Annotated in this window: 17 protein-coding genes; 13 read left to right on the top strand and 4 right to left on the bottom strand. The window is 69.3% G+C overall.

From position 1 onward, the window contains the following. The first annotated feature begins 94 nt into the window (after positions 1 to 94). Together MasN3_RS12525 and MasN3_RS12520 are read left to right on the top strand one after the other, a co-directional pair. Positions 95 to 1,828, top strand: coding sequence for a putative bifunctional diguanylate cyclase/phosphodiesterase (locus tag MasN3_RS12525; RefSeq protein WP_281914421.1), 1,734 nt, complete (start codon positions 95 to 97; stop codon positions 1,826 to 1,828). Beyond that, positions 1,825 to 3,318, top strand: a complete 1,494-nt coding sequence (locus MasN3_RS12520; RefSeq protein ID WP_281914420.1) for an HDOD domain-containing protein — start codon at positions 1,825 to 1,827, stop codon at positions 3,316 to 3,318. Before MasN3_RS12525 ends, MasN3_RS12520 begins: the two co-directional genes overlap by 4 nt. Before the next feature lie 40 nt (positions 3,319 to 3,358). On the opposite strand, the gene aroC is transcribed toward MasN3_RS12520, so the two are convergent. Continuing rightward, positions 3,359 to 4,453, bottom strand: coding sequence for a chorismate synthase (gene aroC / locus MasN3_RS12515; RefSeq protein ID WP_281914419.1), 1,095 nt, complete (start codon positions 4,451 to 4,453; stop codon positions 3,359 to 3,361). Positions 4,454 to 4,679: 226 nt separating this feature from the next. Here aroC and MasN3_RS12510 point away from each other — a divergent pair, with 226 nt between their 5' ends. Continuing rightward, complete coding sequence (locus MasN3_RS12510; RefSeq protein WP_281914418.1) at positions 4,680 to 6,959, top strand: GGDEF/EAL domain-containing response regulator; 2,280 nt, start codon at positions 4,680 to 4,682, stop codon at positions 6,957 to 6,959. 53 nt (positions 6,960 to 7,012) lie between these two features. On the opposite strand, the gene MasN3_RS12505 is transcribed toward MasN3_RS12510, so the two are convergent. Continuing rightward, positions 7,013 to 7,465: a CBS domain-containing protein gene (locus tag MasN3_RS12505; protein ID WP_027867541.1), complete on the bottom strand. Its 453-nt coding sequence runs from the start codon at positions 7,463 to 7,465 to the stop codon at positions 7,013 to 7,015. 180 nt (positions 7,466 to 7,645) lie between these two features. On the opposite strand from MasN3_RS12505, the gene MasN3_RS12500 reads away from it, so the two are divergent. From MasN3_RS12500 to MasN3_RS12490, 3 genes are read left to right on the top strand one after another with little or no spacing between them, the layout of a single operon-like run. After that, positions 7,646 to 8,956 (top strand): O-acetylhomoserine aminocarboxypropyltransferase, encoded by a 1,311-nt coding sequence (locus MasN3_RS12500; RefSeq protein WP_281914417.1) that lies wholly within the window; start codon positions 7,646 to 7,648, stop codon positions 8,954 to 8,956. 1 nt (position 8,957) lies between these two features. Next, on the top strand, positions 8,958 to 9,791 hold the full coding sequence (locus tag MasN3_RS12495) for an alpha/beta fold hydrolase (protein WP_281914416.1): 834 nt from the start codon (positions 8,958 to 8,960) through the stop codon (positions 9,789 to 9,791). Next, a complete protein-coding gene (locus tag MasN3_RS12490) occupies positions 9,788 to 10,093 on the top strand; it encodes a DUF962 domain-containing protein (protein WP_281914415.1) in 306 nt (101 codons plus the stop codon). Before MasN3_RS12495 ends, MasN3_RS12490 begins: the two co-directional genes overlap by 4 nt. On the opposite strand, the gene MasN3_RS12485 is transcribed toward MasN3_RS12490, so the two are convergent. Beyond that, positions 10,083 to 12,551, bottom strand: coding sequence for an ATP-binding protein (locus tag MasN3_RS12485; RefSeq protein WP_281914414.1), 2,469 nt, complete (start codon positions 12,549 to 12,551; stop codon positions 10,083 to 10,085). The two genes, MasN3_RS12490 and MasN3_RS12485, sit on opposite strands and share 11 nt — an antisense overlap. Positions 12,552 to 12,671: 120 nt before the next feature. Then, positions 12,672 to 14,021, bottom strand: a complete 1,350-nt coding sequence (locus MasN3_RS12480) for a YihY family inner membrane protein (RefSeq protein ID WP_281914413.1) — start codon at positions 14,019 to 14,021, stop codon at positions 12,672 to 12,674. Between the two features lie 64 nt (positions 14,022 to 14,085). On the opposite strand from MasN3_RS12480, the gene wrbA reads away from it, so the two are divergent. The 7 genes from wrbA to MasN3_RS12445 are packed head-to-tail and all read left to right on the top strand — an operon-like array spanning position 14,086 to position 22,463. Beyond that, positions 14,086 to 14,706, top strand: coding sequence for an NAD(P)H:quinone oxidoreductase (gene wrbA, locus MasN3_RS12475; protein WP_281914412.1), 621 nt, complete (start codon positions 14,086 to 14,088; stop codon positions 14,704 to 14,706). Continuing rightward, on the top strand, positions 14,703 to 15,104 hold the full coding sequence (locus tag MasN3_RS12470) for a DUF2069 domain-containing protein (RefSeq protein ID WP_281914411.1): 402 nt from the start codon (positions 14,703 to 14,705) through the stop codon (positions 15,102 to 15,104). Before wrbA ends, MasN3_RS12470 begins: the two co-directional genes overlap by 4 nt. Next, positions 15,097 to 16,533 carry an FAD-binding oxidoreductase gene (locus MasN3_RS12465; RefSeq protein WP_281914410.1) on the top strand — a complete coding sequence of 479 codons (1,437 nt, stop codon included), beginning with the start codon at positions 15,097 to 15,099 and terminating at the stop codon, positions 16,531 to 16,533. The genes MasN3_RS12470 and MasN3_RS12465 overlap by 8 nt, the downstream gene beginning before the upstream one ends. Positions 16,534 to 16,547: 14 nt before the next feature. After that, positions 16,548 to 16,976: a DUF4124 domain-containing protein gene (locus MasN3_RS12460; RefSeq protein ID WP_281914409.1), complete on the top strand. Its 429-nt coding sequence runs from the start codon at positions 16,548 to 16,550 to the stop codon at positions 16,974 to 16,976. Next, on the top strand, positions 16,964 to 19,525 hold the full coding sequence (locus MasN3_RS12455; RefSeq protein ID WP_281914408.1) for an FtsX-like permease family protein: 2,562 nt from the start codon (positions 16,964 to 16,966) through the stop codon (positions 19,523 to 19,525). Before MasN3_RS12460 ends, MasN3_RS12455 begins: the two co-directional genes overlap by 13 nt. Continuing rightward, complete coding sequence (locus tag MasN3_RS12450) at positions 19,525 to 20,595, top strand: lipocalin-like domain-containing protein (protein ID WP_281914407.1); 1,071 nt, start codon at positions 19,525 to 19,527, stop codon at positions 20,593 to 20,595. The genes MasN3_RS12455 and MasN3_RS12450 overlap by 1 nt, the downstream gene beginning before the upstream one ends. Positions 20,596 to 20,633: 38 nt before the next feature. After that, on the top strand, positions 20,634 to 22,463 hold the full coding sequence (locus MasN3_RS12445) for an ABC transporter transmembrane domain-containing protein (protein ID WP_281914405.1): 1,830 nt from the start codon (positions 20,634 to 20,636) through the stop codon (positions 22,461 to 22,463). Positions 22,464 to 22,484: the final 21 nt, after the last annotated feature.

Here is a 22,484-nt window from a genome sequence, read left to right as displayed (position 1 = left end):
TTCGATGCTACAGTCGTACCGGGTTTGGTAGACTTGCATCATCTACACGTGGCCTGTCAGCGCGTGCCAGCAACAACAAGGCAGACATAAAAGAATGCACACCAGTTCCACCGCTGCGAAATTCGAGCCACGCAGGCAGCCTCCTTCGCTGCTCGACAGCCTGCTCGAAGCGGCCGGCGACATCGTGCTGCGCGTGACCCTTGGCGGCCAGGTGCGCGCCGCCAGTCGCCGGGCCATGACCCTGACCGGCGTGGAAACCGGCGGCCGCCCCCTGGCGTCGCTGGCCGATGACGTCGACCAGCAGGCGCTCAGGCATGCCCTCGCCCAGGCCGCTGCCAGCGGCGATCCGGCGCTGGTCGAAGCGCGTTTTCGCTGCAACGAGCGCGACATCTGGTTCGAACTGCGCATCGCCATGATTCCCAGCGGCGACGATGCCCCCCTGCTCGTCATCGGCCGCGACATGTCGGCCCAGCACGCCACCGAAGAACGCCTGCGCCACATGGCGACCCACGATGCGCTCACCGAACTGCCCAACCGGGTGCTGCTGTCGGACCGCATTCGCATGGTGATCGCCAACGCGCGCCGCTCCGGCCAGGGTTTCGCGGTCGCGACCATCGGCCTGGACGGCTTCAAGAAGGTCAACGACGGCCTCGGGCACGCGGTGGGCGACGCGGTGCTGCGCATGGCCGCCGGACGCCTGCGCCGTACGCTGCGCGACAGCGACACCCTGGCGCGGGTCGGCGGCGACGAGTTCGTCGCGGTGCTGCCGGGGTCCGCCAACGAGGCCCAGATCAAGCTGGTCACCGGGCGCCTGATGGCCGCGCTGCAGTCCCCCTTCGCAATCGGCGGCCACACCATCTACCTGGCCGGATCGATCGGCGTGTCGGTCTATCCGGAACATGCCGAAGACGAAGTGCAGCTCGTGACCCTGGCCGACACCGCCATGTCGCGCGCCAAGGAAACCGGCAAGGCGCGCGCCGTCACCTACAGCCCGCGCGACCAGGGTCCGCCCGAGCACGACATCTCGCTCGAGGCCGCGATGTTCAACGCGGTGCGCGAGGGCGAGTTCCAGCTTTACTACCAGCCGATCGTCGACACGCGCAACCGCACCATCGAAGGCTTCGAGACCCTGATGCGCTGGAAGCATCCGAGCCTCGGCATGGTGCCGCCGAGCCGCTTCATCCCGATCGTCGAGACCAATGGCTTGATCAACCTGCTCGGCGCCTGGGCCCTGAAGGCGGCCTGCATGCAGATCCGCCAGTTCGAGGAAGCGGCCGGTCGCGAGCTCTACATCTCGGTGAACATCAGCCCGCGCCAGTTCAGGAGCGACAAGTTCCTCACCGTGCTGGACGATGCGCTGGCCCTGTCCGGCACGCCGGGCAGCAAGCTGGTGCTCGAGATCACCGAAGGCACCCTGATGGTCGATCCGGTGCACGCCGAGTCGGTGCTGGTCAAGATGGCCGAGCGCGGCGCCCGCATCGCGATCGACGATTTCGGCACCGGCTATTCGAGCCTGGCCTACCTGAAACGCTTCCCGATTTCGGTCCTGAAGGTGGACCGGGCGTTCGTGAAGGACCTGCCGGGCGCCGAAAAGGACGCGGCGATCTGCAACGCGGTGCTCGACCTGGCCAAGCACCTCGACTTGTCGGTGGTGGCCGAAGGGGTCGAGACCGAAGCGCAACTGGCCTGGCTGGACGGCCTCGGATGCCAGTACGTGCAGGGCTACCTGACCGGCAAGCCGATGCCGGCCCACGTGGCCCTGACCGCGCTGAAAGAAAATCTTTACACCGAATTACTGCCGCACGACTTCCGGGCGGTCCTACCATGACGACAATTTCCGACATCCCGCGCTCGCACCAGGCCCAGGCCACCCTGTCCCTGCTGTGGGAACGCATCCGCAGGCAGGGCGACATGCCGGGCTTCACCAAGGCCATCAACGCCATCCTCGCCTCCATGCGCGGCGAGGACGAGCGCGAGTTCTCGATGACCCAGACCGTCCTGTCGGATCCGGTCCTGACCCAGAAGGTGCTGCGCCTGGCCAACAGCGGCATGTATTCGGCCTTCGGCCAGCGCATCAACACGGTGTCGAAAGCGGTGCTGGTGCTCGGCACCGAAGCCATCGGCCATCTGGCGCTGGGGCTGAAACTGATCGAGGAACTGGCCAAGTCGACGCCGGACACCGAGACCGCCCACATCGAGATGGAGAAGGCGGTGCTGGCCGGCATGGTGGCCCAGCAGGTGGCGGCCAGCGCGGTTTCGCGCGACCCCGAAGAAGCGGTGGTGTGCTCGATCCTGCATTCGCTGGGTCGCATGATGGTCACCTTCTACATGCCGGAGCGCTGGACCCAGCTGCGCGAGACGGGCGGCGCCGGCCGCGAGGAACTGGCGGCCGAAGCCCTGCTCGGCCTGTCGCTGGAAGAAATCGGCCGCGCCACCGCCGAACACTGGGGCCTGCCGCGCAACCTGGTGGCCGGCATGCGCCGCGTCGAGCCGGGCGAGCGCGGCGTGCAATTCGGCCACGATGACTGGCTGGCCGCGCTCGGCACCATGTCGACCCGGGCCGCCGACGCCTTGTGGCACGACGACGATGCTGCGGCGAGCCGCGTGGCGGCCCTGGCGGAGAGCTTCGCGCCCATGCTGGGGGTGGAAGCGAGCGGCCTGCTGGGCGCGATCGACAAGGCGCGCGAGACCGCCGCCGCCGACCTGAGCATCGCCCCGCTCGCCAAGCCGGCCGAGAAGCGCGCCAAGCTGGCGGCCGCCACCCGCAAGCGCATGGCCGGCAACAAGGTCCTGATGAGCGGCGTGGCCGACATGCGCGACGCAGGCAGCGCCGCGACCCCGGGCCAGATGGTGTCGATGGCCCTGGAGACCATCCACAAGGGCCTGTCCTTCACCCGCTCCTTCGCTTTCCTGCGCAATCGCCGCGACGGCCGCTACTGCGCGCGCCTGGGCCTGGGCGAAGGCAGCAAGGCGCTGCTGCCGAACCTCGCCTTCGACGACGCCTACGAGCCGAACGTGTTCCATGCCGCGCTGGGCAGCGACCGCGTGATCTTCATCGAGAGCGCCCAGGATCCCAAGTTCGCCGCCAAACTGCCGGGCTGGTGGAAAGGCACGCTGAGCGAGGCACGCTGCTTCGTCGTGATCCCGCTGTGCGCGCACGGCCAGCCGGCCGGCTTCATCTACGGCGAATGGGACGACAGCTTCCCCTCGGTGGTGCTGAGCCAGACCGAGTTTTCGCTGCTGAACGACCTGCGCGGGCTGGTGGTGCGCACGGTGGAGCGGCGCCACCAGGTGGAGGCGGTGGCGACGCGGGTGTGATCGCCGCGCCGCGGGTGCCGGCGGCGCCCGTCCTTTGCGCTTAGCCGAGCTTGGGCGTGCCCACCGCGACGTCCCCACACTGCGCGCGGTGCATCAACGCGTGGTCGATCAGCACCAGCGCCAGCATGGCCTCGGCGATCGGCGTGGCGCGGATGCCCACGCAGGGGTCGTGGCGGCCGAAGGTCTCGACCGTCACCGGCTTGCCATCCTTGTCGATCGAGCGGCGCGCGGTGCGGATCGACGAGGTCGGCTTGATCGCGATCGAGACCGTGATGTCCTGGCCGGTCGAGATCCCGCCCAGCACCCCACCGGCGTTGTTGCCGACGAAGCCCTCGGGCGTGAGTTCGTCGCCATGTTCCGACCCCTTCTGCGCGACCGACGCGAAGCCGGCGCCGATTTCCACGCCCTTGACCGCGTTAATCCCCATCATCGCGTAGGCGATGTCGGCGTCGAGCTTGTCGTAGATCGGCTGGCCCCAGCCGACCGGCACGCCGCGCGCCACCACGTCGATGCGCGCGCCGATCGAGTCGCCGGCGCGGCGCAGCTCGTCCATCGCCGCTTCCATGCGCGCCAACAGGTCGACGTCCGCGGTGGCGGCAAAGAAGGGATTCGCGTGCACGTGTTCAAAAGACTGGAACGGCACCGCGATGTCGCCGAGCTGGGTCATGCAACCGAAGAATTCGGTGCCGTGCCGCTCGCGCAGCCATTTCTTCGCCACCGCGCCGGCGCCGACGATCGGCGCGGTCAGGCGCGCCGACGAGCGGCCGCCGCCGCGCGGGTCGCGCACCCCGTACTTGTGCCAGTAGGTGTAGTCGGCATGGCCGGGACGGAAGGTCTCGGTAATGTTGCCGTAGTCCTTGCTGCGCTGGTCTTCGTTCTGGATGAGCAGGGCGATCGGCGTGCCGGTGGTCACTCCCTGGTACACGCCCGACAGGATCTGCACCCGGTCGGCTTCCTGGCGCTGGGTCACGTGGCGCGAGGTGCCTGGCTTGCGGCGGTCGAGCTCGGGCTGGATGTCGGCTTCGGAAAGTGCCATGCCGGGCGGGCAGCCGTCGATGACGCAGCCGATGGCCGGGCCGTGCGACTCGCCAAAAGTGGTAACGGAGAACAGCTTGCCGAAGGAGTTGCCGGACATGGTGGGTCTGTCTTCAAAAATAGTGGATTTGTCATTCTACCAGCATGGCGGCGGCAAGTCAGAAGACCCTCCGGGACCCGATTTGTGTCGCCCTTCTCTCCCTTTGGTGTGAAGATAGTTGCCGTACGGATACATATTTACTCGCCACACCCCTTCCCGGGCTTACATATTGGCAATTGCATATATACTGGCCACATCAAAAAAACCAGCCAACTGGAGATGTAGCATGTCTGCCCCGATGCCGCCTATGGGCACCTTGACGCAAACGAGCGGCGACCGAGACGACCTGGTTTTCGCCGAGGAGGCCGACCTGCCCCTGCCCGAGCAAGCGCGCGCCGCCTGGCGCATCCTGGTCGTGGACGACGACGCCGACGTGCATTCGACGACCACTTTCGCCCTGAAGAACGTCGAGATGCAGGGCCGTCCGCTCGCGTTCCTGCACGCGTATTCGGCGCGCGAGGCGCGCGCCATCCTCGAAAGGCAGCCCGACATCGCCGTGATCCTGCTCGACGTGGTGATGGAACGTCCCGACGCCGGCCTGCAGCTGGTGCGCCAGATCCGCGAGGAGCTGGGCATGATCGAGGTGCGCATCATCCTGCGTACCGGCCAGCCCGGCTACGCGCCGGAAATCGAGGCCATCCGCGGCTACGACATCAACGACTACCGCACCAAGTCCGAACTCACCCGTACCAAGCTGTATACCGCGGTGGCCGCGGCGGTGCGCTCCTACCAGCAATTGCGCGCGCTCGACGCCAGCCGCGCGGGACTCGAACAGATCGTCTCGGCGGGCGCTTCCCTGATGTCGCTGAACGGCGTGGTCGACGTGGCCCGCAGCGTGCTGCGCCAGGCCGCCGGCCTGCTCGGCCAGGCCCCGGACGGCGTGCTGTGCGTGCGCGAGAGCGGCCAGGGCCGGCCCGACATCCTGCACGTGGTGGCGGCGGCCGGCGCGCATGCCCGGCTCGAGGGCCGCGAACTGAGCCCCCAGCGCCACCCGGAACTGGCCGAGGTGGCCGCGCGCACCCTGGGCGCGCGCGACGGCCTTGCGCAATCCGGCTGGCTGTCCCTGCATTTCCCCGGCAAGGCCGGGCGCGACTTCGCCGCCTGCATTCCCTTCGAACGCCAAGTCGGCGAGCTCGAACGCCGCCTGCTCGAGGTCTTTGCCAGCGTGGTGGCCGTGGGCCTGGACAACGTCGAACTGGTCACCCACCTGAACCAGGCCGCGTTCCGCGACCAGCTCACCGGCCTGCCCAACCGCACCCGCCTGGTCGAGCTGATCGACGCCCTGCTGGCCGGCCCGCGGCGCGGCACGGCCACCCTGGCCCTGGTCGACCTCGACCACTTTGCCGAAACCAACGACGCGCTCGGCCACCATTTCGGCGACCTGCTGCTGGCGGCGGTCGGCAAGCGCCTGAAGTCGCGCCTGAAGGACGCCAGCGAGCAGCGCATCGAGATCGCACGGATCGGCGGCGACATCTTCTGCGTGCTGGGCGACGCCGAGGCGGTCCAGCCGGCCGCGATCCAGTCGCTGTTCCGCGTGCCCTTCCATATCGACGGCCAGGACGTGCAGGTCTCCGCCACGCTCGGCCTGGTGCGGCTCTCCGAGCACGACGGCAGCGGCGCCGATGCGCTCAAGGATGCCGACATCGCGCTCAAGCGCGCCAAGTCGCAGCAGCGCGCCGGACACTTCTACTTTTCTCGAAGCATGGGCGTCGAGATCCGCGAGCGCGTACGCATGATGCACGCGCTGCGCAGCGGCTTCCAGCGCGGCGAACTGTTCCTGGCCTACCAGCCGCAGGTCGACCTGGGCAGCAACCGTCCCTTCGGCGCCGAGGCGCTGCTGCGCTGGCGCACCGAGGACGGGCGCCTGATCGGTCCGGACCGCTTCATCCCGATCGCCGAGTACTCGGGCCTGATCGTCGACATCGGCGAATGGGTGCTGCGCCAGGCCCTGCTCGAGCTGGTGCGCCTGCGCGCCTGCGGGCACCGCGATTTCACGATGTCGGTGAACGTCTCGCAGGTGCAGTTCCGCCACCCGCAATTCCTGGACATGCTGCGCCGCGCGCTGGAGACGACCGGCGCGCCGCCCGAGTTCGTGGAACTGGAAATCACCGAATCGATGGCGATGGAAGAGCCGGCCCTGCTGGTGGAAAAACTGGCGCAGGTCAAGCGCACCGGCGTGTCGATCGCGATCGACGACTTCGGCACCGGCTTTTCCTCGCTGTCGCACCTGCAGCGCCTGCAGGTCGACCGCCTGAAGATCGACCGCACCTTTGTTACCGAGATCACCGGCTCGGCGCGCGGCAGCAGCATTGCGGAAATGGTGATCCAGCTGGGCCGCAACCTGGGCCTGTCGGTCATCGCGGAAGGGGTCGAGGACGAGCGCCAGGCGCACATCCTGCGCACGCTGGGCTGCCCGCTGGCGCAGGGCTTCCTGTACTCGCGGCCGCTGTCGCCGGAAGCGCTGCAGGAGTGGCTGGGGAAGCAGGCGCTGACCGCGGCGGCGTAGTTCGCACAGCCACGATCAAGCAGGGTGCACGGACGTGCCGTGCACGCGTTCAGTCAATCCTCGGTTGCCTGCTCGGCCGGCCAGTCGCGGATATATGCCTTGAGCATGCGGTTCTCGAAGCTCTGCGCTTCCAGCACCGCCTTGGCCACGTCGTAGAACGAGATCACGCCCAGCAGGGTGCGGGCGTTCATCACCGGCAGGTAGCGCGCGTGCTTTTCCAGCATGATGCGGCGCACTTCGTTGACTTCGGTATCCGGGGTCACGGTGATCGGGCTGTCGTCCATGACCTTGCGCACGGTGCCGTTGCCCAGCGCCCCGCCCTGCGCATGCAGTTCCTTGATCACTTCGCGGAAGGTCAGCATGCCGACCAGGTCGCCGTATTCCATGACGACGAGCGAGCCGATGTCCTTTTCCGCCATCGTCGCGGCCGCCTGCACCAGCGGCATGTCGGGGGTGACGGTGTAGAGGATTTCGCCTTTGACCTGCAGGATCTCGGAGACTTTCATGGTAGCCACCCCGTCCGGTTGGTTTGTAATTGCAGCAATATTTGTATAACTCATAACTTGACTGTAGCCGATGCCCGCCAAAAAATCCAGCGCCGCACCAATTTAGGGAAGAGCAATGTTGCGCAAGCATAAATCAATGCTAGGATGCCCGCCATCTCCTTACCTGGAAGAGTCGACACGATGAGCGGTCCCCAGTATCCCGGCTTCGATACGCTGGCCCTGCACGCCGGCAGCGCGCCGGACCCGGCCACCGGCGCGCGCGCCACGCCGATCCATTTCACGTCCTCGTTCGCGTTCCGCGATTCGGATCATGCGGCGTCCCTGTTCAACATGGAGCGCGCCGGCCACGTCTACTCGCGCATCTCGAACCCCACCAATGCGGTGCTGGAAGAGCGCATCGCCGCTCTAGAGGGCGGCGTGGCCGGCATCGCCACCGCCAGCGGCCAGGCCGCCATGCACCTGGGCCTCGCGACCATCGCCGGCGCCGGCGCGCACATCGTGGCATCAACCGCCCTGTACGGCGGCTCGCACAACCTGCTGCATTACACGCTGCGCCGCTTCGGCATCGACACCAGCTTCGTCGATCCGCGCGACCCCGACGCCTGGCGCGCCGCGATCCGCCCGAACACCAAGCTGCTGTTCGGCGAGACCCTCGGCAACCCGGGCCTGGACGTGCTGGACATCCCGACCCTGGCCGCCATCGCGCACGAGCACGACCTGCCCCTGATGGTGGACGCGACCTTCACCACGCCCTACCTGCAACAGCCCTTCGCGCTGGGCGCCGACCTGCTGTTCCATTCGGCCACCAAGTTCCTGTGCGGCCACGGCACCGCCATCGGCGGCCTGCTGGTCGACGGCGGCAGCTTCGACTGGGACGCCGCCCATGCGAGGAGCGGCCGCTTCCCCGAACTGTGCGAGCCCTACGAGGGCTTCCACGGCATGGTGTTCGCGGAAGAATCGACGGTGGCGCCCTTCGCCCTGCGCGCGCGGCGCGAAGGCCTGCGCGACTTCGGCGCGGCCATGAGCCCGCACAACGCCTTCGCCATCCTGCAGGGCATCGAGACCCTGGGCCTGCGCATGGACCGCCACGTGGCCAATACGCGGCGCGTGGTGGAGTACCTGGTAGCGCATCCGGCGGTGGAATCGGTGTCCTACCCGGAACTGGAAACGCACCCCGACTACGCGCTCGCCAAGCGCCTGCTGCCGAAAGGCTGCGGCGCCGTGTTCACCTTCCAGTTGAAGGGCGAGCGCGCCGCCGGGCGCCGTTTCGCCGACGGCCTGCGGGTGTTTTCGCACCTGGCCAATGTGGGCGACGCCAAATCCCTGGTCATCCACCCTGCCTCGACCACCCACTTGCGCGTGCCGGCCGAGCAGCTGGCGGCGGCCGGCATCACCGAAGGAACGGTGCGCCTGTCGGTCGGCCTGGAAGACCCGGACGACCTGATCGACGACCTGAAGCGGGCCCTGAAACTGGCCCAGAAGGGGAGCTGACATGCAATGCGAGATCAAGGGCGCCGGCGCCTACGCCTACACCGGCGGCAAAGCGTTCGACTCTGCTCTGCCGGCCATCGTGCTGATCCACGGCGCCCAGAACGACCACTCGGTCTGGGCGCTGCAGAGCCGCTACCTGGCGCACCACGGCTACGCGGTGCTGGCGGTCGACCTGCCGGGCCACGGCCGCAGCGGCGGCCCGGCCTTGCGCAGCGTGGAAGCGATGGCCGACTGGATCCTGGCCATGCTGGAAGCGGCCGGGGTCAAACGTGCACTGCTGGCCGGCCACAGCATGGGCTCGCTGATCGCGCTGGAGGCCAGCCATCGGGCTCCGCAAGCGGTCGCCGGCCTGGCCCTGCTCGGCAGCACCTATCCGATGAAGGTGGCCGACGCCCTGCTCGAGACCGCGCGCACCGACGAGCAAAGCGCCATCGACATGGTCAACATCTGGTCGCACTCCTCGATCGCGCACAAGCCGTCCTGTCCCGGCCCGGGCTTTTCGGTGATGGGCGGCGCGCGCCGCCTGATGCAGCGCATGTCGGCGCGCAATCCGCAGCAGCTGTTCCACACCGACTTCGCCGCGTGCAACAACTACGCCAACGGCGAGGCCGCGGCCAATGCGGTGCGCTGCCCGACCCTGTTCGTGTTCGGCAAGCAGGACGTGATGACGCCGCCCCGCTCGACGACACTGCTGACCGGCGCGGTCAGGCATGGCAAAATCGTCAACGTGGACGCCGGTCACCAGATGATGGCCGAAGCGCCCGACGCGGTGCTCGATGCCCTTGCCGGCTTCGCCGCGTCGATCCCGTTCGACGAGACCCAGGAGACGCCATGACGGCCCGTTTCGCCAGCTTCGCGGAGTTCTATCCCTACTACCTGACCCAGCACGCCGACCGGCGCTGCCGCCGCGCCCACTTCATCGGCACCTCATCGGCGATCGCCGCGATCGCCCAGTACATCGACAGCCTGAACGCCTGGTGGCTGCTGTTCGCGCTGCTCAGCGGCTATGGCGGGGCCTGGATCGGCCACTTCTTCTACGAGAAGAACAAGCCGGCCTCGTTCTCCCAGCCCTGGTGGTCGTTCCGCGCCGACTGGGTGATGTACTGGCAGATGCTGACAGGCAAGCTCAGCTGGTAACGCGCCGGTCGAGCAGCGCGCGCACGCGCGGCGCCAGTTGCTCGAGCGTAAACGGCTTGCCGATCAGCTGCACCCCGGCTTCGAGCACGCCCTTGTGCACCACCGCGTTGCGGGTGTAGCCGGTGGTAAACAGCACCGGCAGCCCGGGGCGCCGGCGCAGCGCCAGGTCGGCCAGCTCCCTGCCGTTCATCTCGGGCATGACCACGTCGGTGAACAGCAGCGCGATCTCCGGATGGCTGTCGAGCAGGGCCAGGGCCGCGTCCGCGCCGTCGGCCTCGAGCACCCGGTAACCCAGCTCGGCCAGCATGGCGGCCGACAGCGTGCGCACCGCGGCTTCGTCCTCGACCACCAGGATCACGTCGCCGGCATCGCCGAACACCACCTCGGCCGCGGCGGCGGCCGGCAGCGCCTCGGCGGCCTCGTGGTGGCGCGGCAGGTAGAGCCTGACGGTCGTGCCCTGCCCCGGTGCGGATTCGATCTTCACATGGCCGCCGGACTGCTGCACGAAACCGTAGACCTGGCTCAGGCCCAGGCCGGTCCCGCGCCCGACTTCCTTGGTCGTGAAAAAAGGATCGAAGGCCCTGGCCACGACCTCCGGCGACATGCCGGTCCCGGTGTCGCCCACCGCCACCACGACGTACTGGCCCGGAATCAGCCCCGGATGCGCGCTGGCATAGGCTTCGTCGAGCGGTGCGTTGGCGGTCTCGATGCGCAGGCGCCCGCCGCCGGGCATCGCGTCGCGCGCGTTCACCGCCAGGTTCAGGATCGCGCTTTCGAGCTGGTTGGCGTCGACGTGGGCATGCCACAGGCCGCCGGCCAGCACGGTGTCCAGGCGCACGTTGCCGCCCAGCGCGTGCTGCAGCAGTTCCGACATGTTGGCGACCAGGCGGTTGAGCGACAGGGTTTCCGGGCGCAGGGCCTGCTGGCGCGAGAAGGCGAGCAGGCGCTGGGTCAGCTGGGCGGCGCGGCGCCCACCGCCCTTGGCCATCTCGACGTACTGGAGGGCGCGCGCGTCCATCGGTGCGATGCCGCCCTGCACGCGCCGGCCCAGCAATTCGAGCGCGCTGGTCACGACCGCCAGCATGTTGTTGAAGTCGTGCGCGATGCCGCCGGTGAGCTGGCCCACCGCCTCCATCTTCTGGGCCTGGCGCAGGGCGCCCTCGATCCGGACCCGCTCGTCGACGCCTTCGGCGACGCGCCGCTCGAGCGTGTCGTTCAGTTCGCGCAGCGCCAGCTCGGCCTGGTGGCGCTTGCTGCCGTCCTGGAACAGCACGGCCACCTGGCGCCGCTCGGGCGGCTCGATGCGCAGCGCCGCCAGTTCCAGGTAGCGCCCTGTACGCTCCAGGGTGCGTTCGAAGCGTACCGGTTCGCCGGTGAGCAGCACGCGGCGATAGATCTCGACCCAGCCGTCCGCTTCCAGCGGCACCATGTCGCGCACGCGCTGGCCGACCACGTTCTCGATGCCGGCGTTGGCCGCGTAGGCCGGATTGGCCATCACGTGCACATAGTCGCTCAGGGGGCCGTGCGGGCCGTCCAGGAACTCGATCACGCAAAAGCCCTCGTCGATCGACTCGAACAGGGTGCGGAACAGCCGCTCGCTCTCACGCAGCGCGGCGCCGATCGCGATCCGCTCGGACAGGTCGAGCATGGCGCCGATCATGCGCAGCGCCCTGCCTTCGGCGTCGCGCAGCACCGTGCCGCGGTCATAGATCTCGGCATAGCTGCCGTCGGCGCGCCGGAAGCGGTATTCCCCGACCCAGCTGGTGCCGCCGCCCTCGATCACCGCGTGGATGTCGGCATCGATGCGGGCGCGGTCGTCCGGGTGGATGTGCTCGATCCACCAGCTCGCGCTGGTCTTGTCGAGCGCATGCCCGAACAGGCTGTGCAGGGCCTGGTTCCAGATGACGTGGCCGTCGGCGATGCGCCAGTCCCAGATGGCGTCGTTGGTCGCGAGCCGGGCCAGGCGGTAGCGTTCGGCCGCCTCGTGCAGCTCGCCCGCCACGCTCCAGCCGGTGCAGATCAGTCCCTGGATCCGGCCCCGGACATCGCGCAAGGGAGCAAAAGCGCCCACGATGCCGCCGGCGTCCTCGCGCCGGTGGACCGCGCGGCCGGCCATCACCTGGTCCACGATGGGGCCCAACTGGCGCCAGCAGCCGGCCCACGCCTGGGCCAGCGGCGCACCCAGCGCCTGCGGGTGGCGCTCGCCCAGGCTGCGGGCGCAGGCGTCGTTGTAGACCAGGGCCAGGTCCTCGCCCCAGGCCAGCCAGGCGGGCGCGGCCGAATCGAGCAGCAGGGTGGCGGACAGGCGCAAAGGCTCAGGCCAGGTGCGCGGATCGCCGAGCGGGCTGCGCGACCAGTCCTGCGCCAGCAGCAGCGGTGCGAGCGGGGCGCCGTCCGGCGCGAACGGAGCGGCAGTGGAAAGGGGTGGCGCTGCGGCGCTGGGCTCGCTGGTGATCATCGGCGGTAGAGAAGGACAGGCATCGAACATTGCAGAATTTGCAAATAATACACGCCCGAGACCGTGGCGGGACGGTTTTTTGGCCGCCGCTTGCCGCGTGACCGGTGACGCCGGGAGACCTTAGACGGCGGCCGCGAAGTGCTCGGCCAGGCTCTGCTCCAGTCCCTCCTCCACCGCCGCCTCGACCTGGCGCGCCAGCGCCGCAGTGTCGAGCGCGAGCGGCGTGGAAGGCAGCGACGCATCGCTATTGCCGGCATCGAAGACGAACAGGCGGTAGACGTCGGCCAGCCTGAGCGTGCCGGGATCGGCCAGCAGCACCCAGTGCTCGACCTGTTCGCGGGCGCCGCCGCCCCAGCGCACGCGCGCCGGGAGCTCGTCCTGCACCCGGCCGACCCAGCCGGCCGCCAGCATTTTCTCGAGCAGCATCGACATCTCGTCGTAGCCGATGCGGGTATGGGCGCGGATCGCCGCGTTCGAGACCAGGGTGGTGCCGGTCAGCCGCGCGCTGCCGCACAGCACCTTGAGCACGGCCATCGCGTCCACGAAGGCGCTGCCCGGGGCCGGCTGGTGTTTCCAGCGCTCGTACTTCACCACCGGCAGCGCCGCGGCCAGCACCGCGCCCACCAGGGTGATCAGCCAGGACAGGTACATCCAGACCAGGAACAGCGGCAGCGCCGCCAGGGCGCCATAGATGATGGCATAGGTCGGGAACTGGCGGATGAACAGCGCGAAGCCGCGCTTGGCCAGCTCGAAGGCGATCGCCGCCGCCAGCCCGCCCCACAGGGCGTCGCGCCAGTGCACGCGGCGGTTCGGCACCGCCATGTAGAGCAGCATGTAGGCCCCGGCGCTCAGGGCCACCGACACCACGGTGTAGAACAGCGTACCCAGCAATGGGAAAGACTTCACCAGGCCGCCGGTGGCGGTGAACAGCTGGGAGGTGGCGGTGAGCGACAGGCCGAACAGGATCGGCCCGAGCGTGATGATGGACCAGTAGACCGGCACCCGCTGCGACCACGGCCGCGGCCGGCGCACGCCCCAGATCTGGTTGAAGGCGCGCTCGATCATCCCCATCATCGCGGTCGTGGTCACGAGCAGCAGCACCGCGCCCAGCAGGGACAGACCCTTGGCCTTGTCGGCGAACTGGGTCAGGTTGGCGCTGATCGTGTTGGCGATGGCCTTGGGCATCAGGGTCTGCACGAACCAGGTGTCGAGCGCCGCGCGCACCTGGCCGAACACCGGGAAGGTGGTCAGGATTGCCAGCACGATGGTGAGCAGGGGCACCAGCGCGAGCGTGGTGGTGAAGGTCAGGCTCCCTGCCACTTGCGGCAATTTCTCTTCGCGCAGGCGGCGCCGGGCGAAGCGCAGCAGGTCGCCGGCTTCGCCCAGCGTCAGGCCGCGCGCGCGCTCGCCGCCGAGGGCCAGCAGCTCGCCGGTGCTGCGCGACAGGGAGTGAACGGTCTTGGAAAGCATTCGGTGGTTCGATTCGCCCCGCATAGGGCATGTCAATTGAGCAAAGCGCCCTATAATACCAACGATGAAGCCGACCCTGACCCCGAACCTGACTATTCTCGTGTTGTACTACTCGCGCCACGGCGCCACCCGCAAGCTGGCCGAACTGGTCGCCCAGGGCATCGAGAGCGTGCCCGGGGTGGAAGCGCGCCTGCGCACCGTGCCGGCCGTGTCGACCGTGGCCGAGGCCACCGCGCCCGACATCCCGAGCGAAGGCGCGCCTTACGTCGAGCTGGACGACCTGCGCGAATGCGCCGGCCTGGCGCTCGGCTCGCCGACCCGCTTCGGCAACATGGCGTCCGCGGTCAAGTACTTCCTGGACGGCACCGCCGCCGACTGGGTCAACGGCACGCTGTCGGGCAAGCCGGCGGTCGTGTTCACCTCCACCGGCAGCCTGCACGGCGGCCAGGAATCGACCCTGCTGTCGATGATGCTGCCCTTGTTACACCACGGCATGCTCGTGATGGGCCTGCCCTATTCGCATCCTGAACTCATGAATACCGCCAGCGGCGGCAGCCCCTACGGCGCCTCGCACTGGGCCGGCGCCGACGGCAAGCGTGCCCTGAGCGAGGACGAGCGCGTGCTCGCCATCGCGCTCGGCAAACGTCTGGCGCATGCGGCGGTCAAACTCCACGGAATGCAATGATGGATACCGCAAAAGTCTTTCATGCCGGCGCAATCGCAAGCCTGATCTGGCTGATCGGCTGGCTCGTGGCCTGGGAAGTCTTCGTCGCACCGCTGCACCCGGGCGGCTCGCTGCTCGCGCTCAAGGCCCTGCCCCTGCTGCTGCCCTTGCGCGGGGTGATCAAGCGCGACCTCTACACCCTGCAGTGGTCGTCGATGGTGATCCTCATCTATTTCGCCGAAGGCGTGGTGCGCGCCTGGGCCGACACCGCCGAGGCCTCGCGCGCCATGGCGGTCGGCGAGATCGTGCTGGTGGTGGTCTACTACGCCTGCGCGCTGCTGTTCCTGCATCCGTACAAGAAGGAAGCCAAGCGCCTGGCCAAGGAACTGCTCGACAAGGTCAAAGTCCCGCATGACTGAAGCACAGCCGGCCGGCGCCGCGCCGGCCACGTTCGCCGCCGCGCTCGGCGCCATCGTCGGCGCGGCGCACCTGATCCTCGATCCCGCCGCGATGGCGCCTTTCCTGGAAGACTGGCGCGGCCGCTTCAGCGGGCGCGCGCTCGCCGTGGCGCTACCCGCCGACACCATGGAGGTGGCCCGGGTGGTGGCCGCCTGCGCCGCCGCACGCGTGCCCATCGTGCCCCAGGGCGGCAGGACCGGCCTGGTGCTCGGCAGCGTGCCCGATGCCAGCGGCAGCGCCATCGTGCTGTCGCTGCGGCGCCTGAACCGCATCCGCGCCATCGACGCGGCCAACCGCACCATGACGGTCGAAGCCGGCTGCCTGCTGGTCGACGTCCAGCAGGCCGCGCTGGAAGCCGGCATGCTGTTCCCGCTGTCGCTGGCCAGCGAAGGCAGCTGCACCATCGGCGGCAACCTGGCGACCAATGCCGGCGGCACCGCGGTGCTGCGCTACGGGAATACCCGCGAGCTGTGTCTGGGCCTGGAAGTCGTCTCCGCCCAGGGCCGGGTGTGGGACGGCTTGCGCGGATTGCGCAAGGACAATACCGGCTATGCGCTGCGCGAGCTGTTCATCGGCGCGGAGGGCACGCTCGGGGTCATCACCGCCGCCGTGCTGAAGCTGTATCCGCAGCCGAAGGCGGCCCTGACGGCACTGGTCGCGCTCGACTCGCCAACCAGTGCCCTGGCGTTGCTGTCCCTGATGCAGGAACGCTGCGGCGCCGCGCTCACCGGCTACGAGCTGATGTCCGACCTGTGCCTGCGCCTGGTCCATACCCATTTCCCCGACCTGCCCCGGCCCTTCGCCGACCACTATCCGCAGTACGCCCTGATCGAATTGTCGAGCAACGAATCGGAAGACCACGCCGCCGGTCTGGTCGAGTCCGCGGTCGGGGCGGCGCTGGAAGCCGGCATCGCGCTCGACGCCGTGCTGGCCAGCTCGGTAAGCCAGTCGATCGGCCTGTGGAAGCTGCGCGAGCACATTTCGATGGCGCAAGCGGCGGCCGGCAAGAACATCAAGCACGACATCTCGCTGCCGGTGTCGCACATCCCCGACTTTATCGCCCAGACCGATGCCGCCTTGCAGGCGGCCTTCCCCGGCTGCCAGGTTGTGTGCTTCGGGCACTTGGGTGACGGCAACCTGCATTACAACGTCGCGCCGCCGGCCGGCATCGGCCACGACGGCTTCCTGGCGCACCAGGACGCGGTGAACCGCATCGTCCACGACAACGTGATGCGTTTGCAAGGCTCGATCTCGGCCGAGCACGGCATCGGCGCGCTCAAGCGCGAGGAGCTGGCGCGCTACAAGGACCCGGCCGAACTGGACATGATGCGTGCCATCAAGGCCGCGCTGGACCCGCTCGGCATTATGAACCCTGGCAAAATCCTATGACCGGGGACCTTCCTATGCGCAAGCAACTCTCGATGGCGATCCTGTGCCTGGTGTCCGGCGCCGCCAGCGCCGGCACGATCTACAAATGCCGGGAAGGCGGCAGGATCAGTTATCACGACCGGCCCTGCGGCCAGGACGCGGTAGCCTTGACGGTACAGGCGGCGCCCGCCCAAGCGCCGGAAGCGCTGGCCCGGCTTGCGCGCGATCGCGCCCGCCTGCAGGAGATCGAGGAGGCGCGCGCGGCGCGCGAGGAACAGGCGGCGCGCGAGCGTGTCCGGGCAGGGCGGGCCGCGGCCGCCATCCGACGGCGCTGCGACCGGCTGCGCCTGCAGCACAGGTGGGCCATGGAAGATGCCCAGCGCGCCGGGCGCGAGGAGGCCGAGCGCGCCCGCACCAAGGCGCGCCGGCAGGCCGAGGCACTGGCGGTGGAATGCCCGGCCTGAGCCTGCCGACCGGCACACTGTCTCGCTGGCTCCTGTTCGGCGAATGGCGCACCCATCCGGTGCGGGCGCTGCTCGCCATCGCGGCGATCGCGGTCGGGGTCGCCATGGGCTTCGCCATCCACCTCATCAACGCCGCCGCCTTCAACGAGTTTTCCGCCGCCGTCAAGACCCTGTCGGGCCAGGCCGACATCCAGGTGGTCGGCCGCGAGCCCCTCTTCGACGAGTCCGTGTATCCGCAGCTGGCGGACCGGCCGCAGGTGGCGGCGGCGGCGCCGGTGCTCGAGCTGTCGGCGGGTTTCCCCGGCATGCAAGGCGCCCTGCGCATCGTCGGCATCGATGCCTTCCGCGCCTGGGCCATCTCGCCCGATCTCACCGGGGTGCCGCAGGATGGCCGCATGACCGACGTACTGGCCGACGACGCCCTGTTCCTGTCGCCGGCTGCCCAGAGCTGGCTCGGAAAACGGCCCGGGGACATCCTGGTGCTGCGCGCCGGCACGGCCGACCTCAGGCTGCGCGTGGCCGGGCCGGTGCAGCGCGCCCGCGCCGGCCAGCGCATCGCCGTCATGGACATCGGCGCGATGCAGTGGCGCTTCAAGCAGCTGGGGCGCCTGTCGCGGGTCGACCTCAAGCTGCGCGACGGGGTCGACCGCGCCGCCTTCCAGCGCAGCCTGGCCCGGGAACTGGAGCGCAGCTTCCCGGGCCGCTTCGTGGTGCGCCAGCCGAACGACAGCGACCAGGAAGCGCGCAACGCCAACCTGAGCCGCGCCTACCGCGTCAACCTGACCGTGCTGGCGCTGGTGGCCCTGTTCACCGGCGCCTTCCTGGTGTTCTCGACCCAGGCGCTGTCGGTGATGCGCCGGCGCAGCCAGTTCGCGCTGCTGCGCGTGCTCGGCCTGGAGCGCAAGCAGTTGCTCGGCCAGGTGCTGCTCGAGGGCGCCAGCCTGGGCGTACTGGGGGCGGCGCTGGGCATCCTGGGCGGCTACGCGCTGGCGGCCCTGGCCCTCACCTATTTCGGCGGCGACCTGGGCGCCGGCTACTTCCCCGGCATCCGTCCGCAGGTGCAGTTCACGCCGCTGGCGGCCGCGGTGTTCTTCCTGCTCGGCCTTGGCGTGGCCCTGCTCGGCTGCCTGGCGCCCGCGCTCGAGGCCGCCAACGCGCGGCCGGCGGTGGCGATCAAGTCGGGCGCCGACGAGGCCGCGCTGTCGCGCCTGGCGCGCATCTGGCCCTCACTGCTGTGCCTGCTGCTCGCCGCGCTGCTGGCCTTCGCACCGCCGGTATTCGAACTGCCGCTGTTCGGCTACCTCTCGATCGCGCTGCTGCTCATCGGCGGCATCGGCCTGACGCCGCGCCTGGCCGCGGTCGCTTTTCGCCGCATGGAGAGCATGTTGCTGCGGACGCGGCGCGCGCCGCCGATCCTGCTGCTGTCCCTGTCGCGCCTGGCGAACGCCCCCGGCCAGGCGGCGATCGCGCTGGGCGGGGTGCTCGCCAGCTTCAGCCTGATGGTGGCGATGGGCATCATGGTGGCCAGCTTCCGGATCTCGGTCGACGACTGGATGGGACACATCCTGCCGGCCGACCTGTACGTGCGTGCGGCCACCAGCGGCAATACCGGTTTCCTCACCTCCGGCCAGCAGGCGGCGCTACGCGCCCTGCCCGGCGTCGCCCAGGCCCACTTCCTGCGCACCCGTCCGGTTTCGCTGGCGCCCGAGCGGCCCAGCGTGGTGGTGATCGCGCGCGACATCGATGCGCGCGATCCGGGGCAGCTGCTGTACCTGGTGGGTCCCAGCGCCCCGGTGCCGGGCGGGGCGCGTCCGGCCTGGGTCTCCGAAGCCATGCTCGACCTGTACGGGGTGCGCGTCGGCCAGACCCTGACCCTGCCGCTCGGCGGCGCGCAAGCCCCGTTCTTCGTGGCCGGCGTGTGGCGCGACTACGCCAACCAGGCCGGCTCGGTGGTGATCCGCCTGGCCGACTACCGCGCCCTGACCGGCGAAGGCGAAGTCACGGATGCCGCGCTGTTCGCGGCGCGCGGCGGCAGCGCCGCGCAGCTCGAGGAAGCGGTGCGCGCCCTGCCTTTCGGCGCCGCGCTCAAGACCATGTCGGCCGGCGAGATCCGCGCCGCCAGCCTGCGCATCTTCGACCGCAGCTTTGCCGTGACCTACCTGCTCGAGGCGATCGCGATCGCCATTGGGCTGTCCGGGGTCGCCGCCAGCTTCTCGGCCCAGACGCTGGCGCGCTCGAAGGAATTCGGCATGCTGCGCCACGTCGGCGTCACGCGCGGCCAGGTGCTGGGCATCCTGGCCTTCGAAGGCGGCCTGCTCACCCTGCTCGGGGTGGCCTGCGGCTTCGCGCTGGGGCTGTTCATCAGCCTGATCCTGGTTTATGTTGTCAACCCCCAGTCCTTCCACTGGACGATGCAGCTGCATCTGCCGTGGACCTTGCTGGGGAGCGTGGCCGCGGTGCTGGTCGGGGCCTCGATCCTGACGGCACTGGTGTCGGGACGTTATGCGCTGTCGGGTGGTCCGGTACGCGCGGTCAGGGAGGATTGGTAATGCGCTTGGTGCTGTTCGTTTTGCTGTTGTTCGTGGTGCAGTGGGGCCGTGCCGAGCCGCCGCAGTTTGCGCCGGTGGTGCCCGGCGCCACGCTGTCCTTCCCGCGCGACTTCGGCGCCCACCCGGAATTTCGCACCGAATGGTGGTACGTCACCGGCTGGGTCGAAACGCCCGACCGCAAGCCGCTCGGCTTCCAGGTCACCTTTTTTCGCAGCCGCACCGAACACGATCCCCGGAACCCGAGCGCGTTCGCTCCGCGCCAGCTGGTGATCGGCCACGCCGCCCTGTCCGACCCCGAGCTCGGCCGCCTGGCGCACGACCAGAAGAGCGCGCGCGAAGGCTTCGGCCTGGCCTGGGCGCGCACCGACAACACCGACCTGAAGCTCGACGACTGGCGCATGGTGCGCGACAGCTCCGGCAGCTACCGCGTCACCATCCGATCCAGCGAACTGACGCTGGAACTGCGCCTGCAGCCGACCCAGCCGGTGCTGGTACAGGGCGAAGGCGGCTATTCGCGCAAGGGCGCCAGCCCCCAGCATGCCAGCCACTACTACAGCGAACCGCAGCTGAAGGTGAGCGGCAACGTCGGCCGCGCCGGCAGCCTGCCGGTGGCCGTGACCGGCAGCGCCTGGCTGGATCACGAGTGGTCGAGCGAAGCCCTGCAGCCCGAGGCCACCGGCTGGGACTGGATCGGCGTGAACCTCGACGACGGCGGCGCCCTGATGGCTTTTCAGATCCGCAGCAAGGGAGGTGGTAAACTATGGGCGCACGCCACGCTGCGCGACAGCGCCGGCCGCGTGACCCGCTACGCGCCCGAGCAGGTCAGTTTCACGCCCACCGCGCGCTGGCGGTCGCCGCGCACCGGCGCCGAGTACCCGGTGGCCCAGGATGTGGCAACCGGGGCGCTGCGCTGGCAGCTCACTCCCCTGCAGCAGGACCAGGAACTCGATTCGCGCCGCTCGACCGGCGCGGTGTACTGGGAAGGCGCGGTGACGGTCAGCCGCGACGGAAAGCGCCTGGGCCGCGGCTACCTGGAAATGACGGGCTACGTGCGCCCCATGAAGCTTTGAACGACCGAGAAAAATTGAAGAACAATCCACCCGAGACAATGACTTCCCGCTCCACCGGCACGCTGGACTCCGATACCTCCCGCAAAGGCAGCCTGGCCACCCTCAAGGGCCTGCTGCCCTTCCTTGCGCCCTACCGCCGCCAGTTCGTGCTGGCCGGCATCGCGCTCCTGTTCGCAGCCGGCGCCACGCTGGCCATCCCCGCCGCCTTCAAGCAGATGATCGATCATGGCTTCGGCGCCGAGGCCGGTCGCCAGAACATCGAGCACGTGAACGCGGTGTTCCTGGCCCTGTTCGGCGTCGCCGCCGTGCTGGCAGTCGCCACCGCCGCACGCTTCTACATGGTGTCCTGGCTGGGCGAGCGCGTGGTGGCCGACGTGCGCGCCGCTGTCTACCGCCACGTGGTGCACCAGAGCCCCGAATTCTTCGAGACCACGCGCACCGGCGAAGTGCTGTCGCGCCTGACCACCGACACCACCCTGATCCAGACCGTGGTCGGCACCAGCATCTCGCTCGCCTTGCGCAATACCCTGCTGTTCATCGGCGGCCTGATCATGCTGTTCGTGACCAGCCCGAAGCTCACCGCGATCATCCTGGGCCTCCTGGTGCTGGTGGTGCTGCCGATCGTGCTGTACGGCCGGCGCGTGCGCAAGCTCTCGCGCGATTCCCAGGACCGCATCGCCGACGCCTCGGCGCTGGCGGGCGAGATCCTCAATGCCATGCCCACCGTGCAGTCTTTCACCCACGAAGGCATCGAGGCGGGCCGCTTCGGCAGTTCGGTCGAAGGCGCCTTCCAGACCGCGATCCGGCGCATTCGCGCCCGCGCGATGCTCACCATGCTGGCCATCGTGCTGGTGTTCGGCGCCATCGTGTTCGTGCTCTGGCTCGGCGCCCACGCGGTACTGGAGGGCAGCATGACCGGCGGCGACCTCGGGCAGTTCATCCTGTACGCCTCGATCGTGGCCGGCTCGGTCGGCGCGCTTTCGGAAGTGATGGGCGAAGCCCAGCGCGCCGCCGGCGCCACCGAGCGCCTGCTGGAACTGCTGGCAGCCCGCTCCGACATCCAGGACCCTGCCAACCCGCGCCCGCTGCCGCCGCGGCGCGAGAACGGCGCCCGCGTGTCGCTCGACGACGTCAGTTTCAGCTATCCTTCACGCCTGGACAGCGCGGCGCTGTCGCACCTGAAGCTCGACATCGCGGCCGGCGAGACCGTCGCCGTGGTCGGCCCCTCGGGCGCCGGCAAGACCACCCTGTTCCAGCTGCTGCTGCGCTTCTACGACCCGCAGGCGGGCAGCATCCGCCTGGACGGCATCGACATCCGCGACCTGGCGCTGCACACGCTGCGCGATGCGATCGGCATCGTCCCGCAGGACACCGTGATCTTCTCGAGCAGCGCGCTGGAGAACATCCGCTACGGCCGGCCCGACGCCAGCGACGAAGAGGTGATCGCGGTGGCGAAGATGGCCGCGGCCCACGAGTTCATCGAGCGCCTGCCGCAGGGCTACGGCTCCTTCCTGGGCGAGCGCGGCGTGCGCCTGTCGGGCGGCCAGCGCCAGCGCATCGCGATCGCGCGCGCCCTGCTCAAGAATCCGCCCCTGCTGCTGCTCGACGAGGCCACCAGCGCGCTCGACGCCGAGTCGGAACGCCTGGTGCAGCGCGCGCTGGAAGCGGCCATGGTCGGCCGCACCACCATCATCATCGCGCACCGCCTGGCCACCGTGCAGCGCGCCGACCGCATCATCGTGCTCGACGAAGGCCGCGTGGTCGAATCCGGCACCCACGCCTCGCTGGTCGCCCATGGCGGCGTGTACGCCAACCTGGCGGCGCTGCAGTTCCAGACCCACGCGCCGCTCGAGCAGCAGGCTTCCTGAGTCCCGGCCATGCGCGCGGCC

Source organism: Massilia varians (genome assembly GCF_027923905.1).
Lineage (GTDB): Bacteria > Pseudomonadota > Gammaproteobacteria > Burkholderiales > Burkholderiaceae_D > Telluria > Telluria varians_B.
The sequence above is the reverse complement of the archived record's forward strand: the minus strand, read 5'-3'. Positions and strand labels throughout refer to the sequence as shown.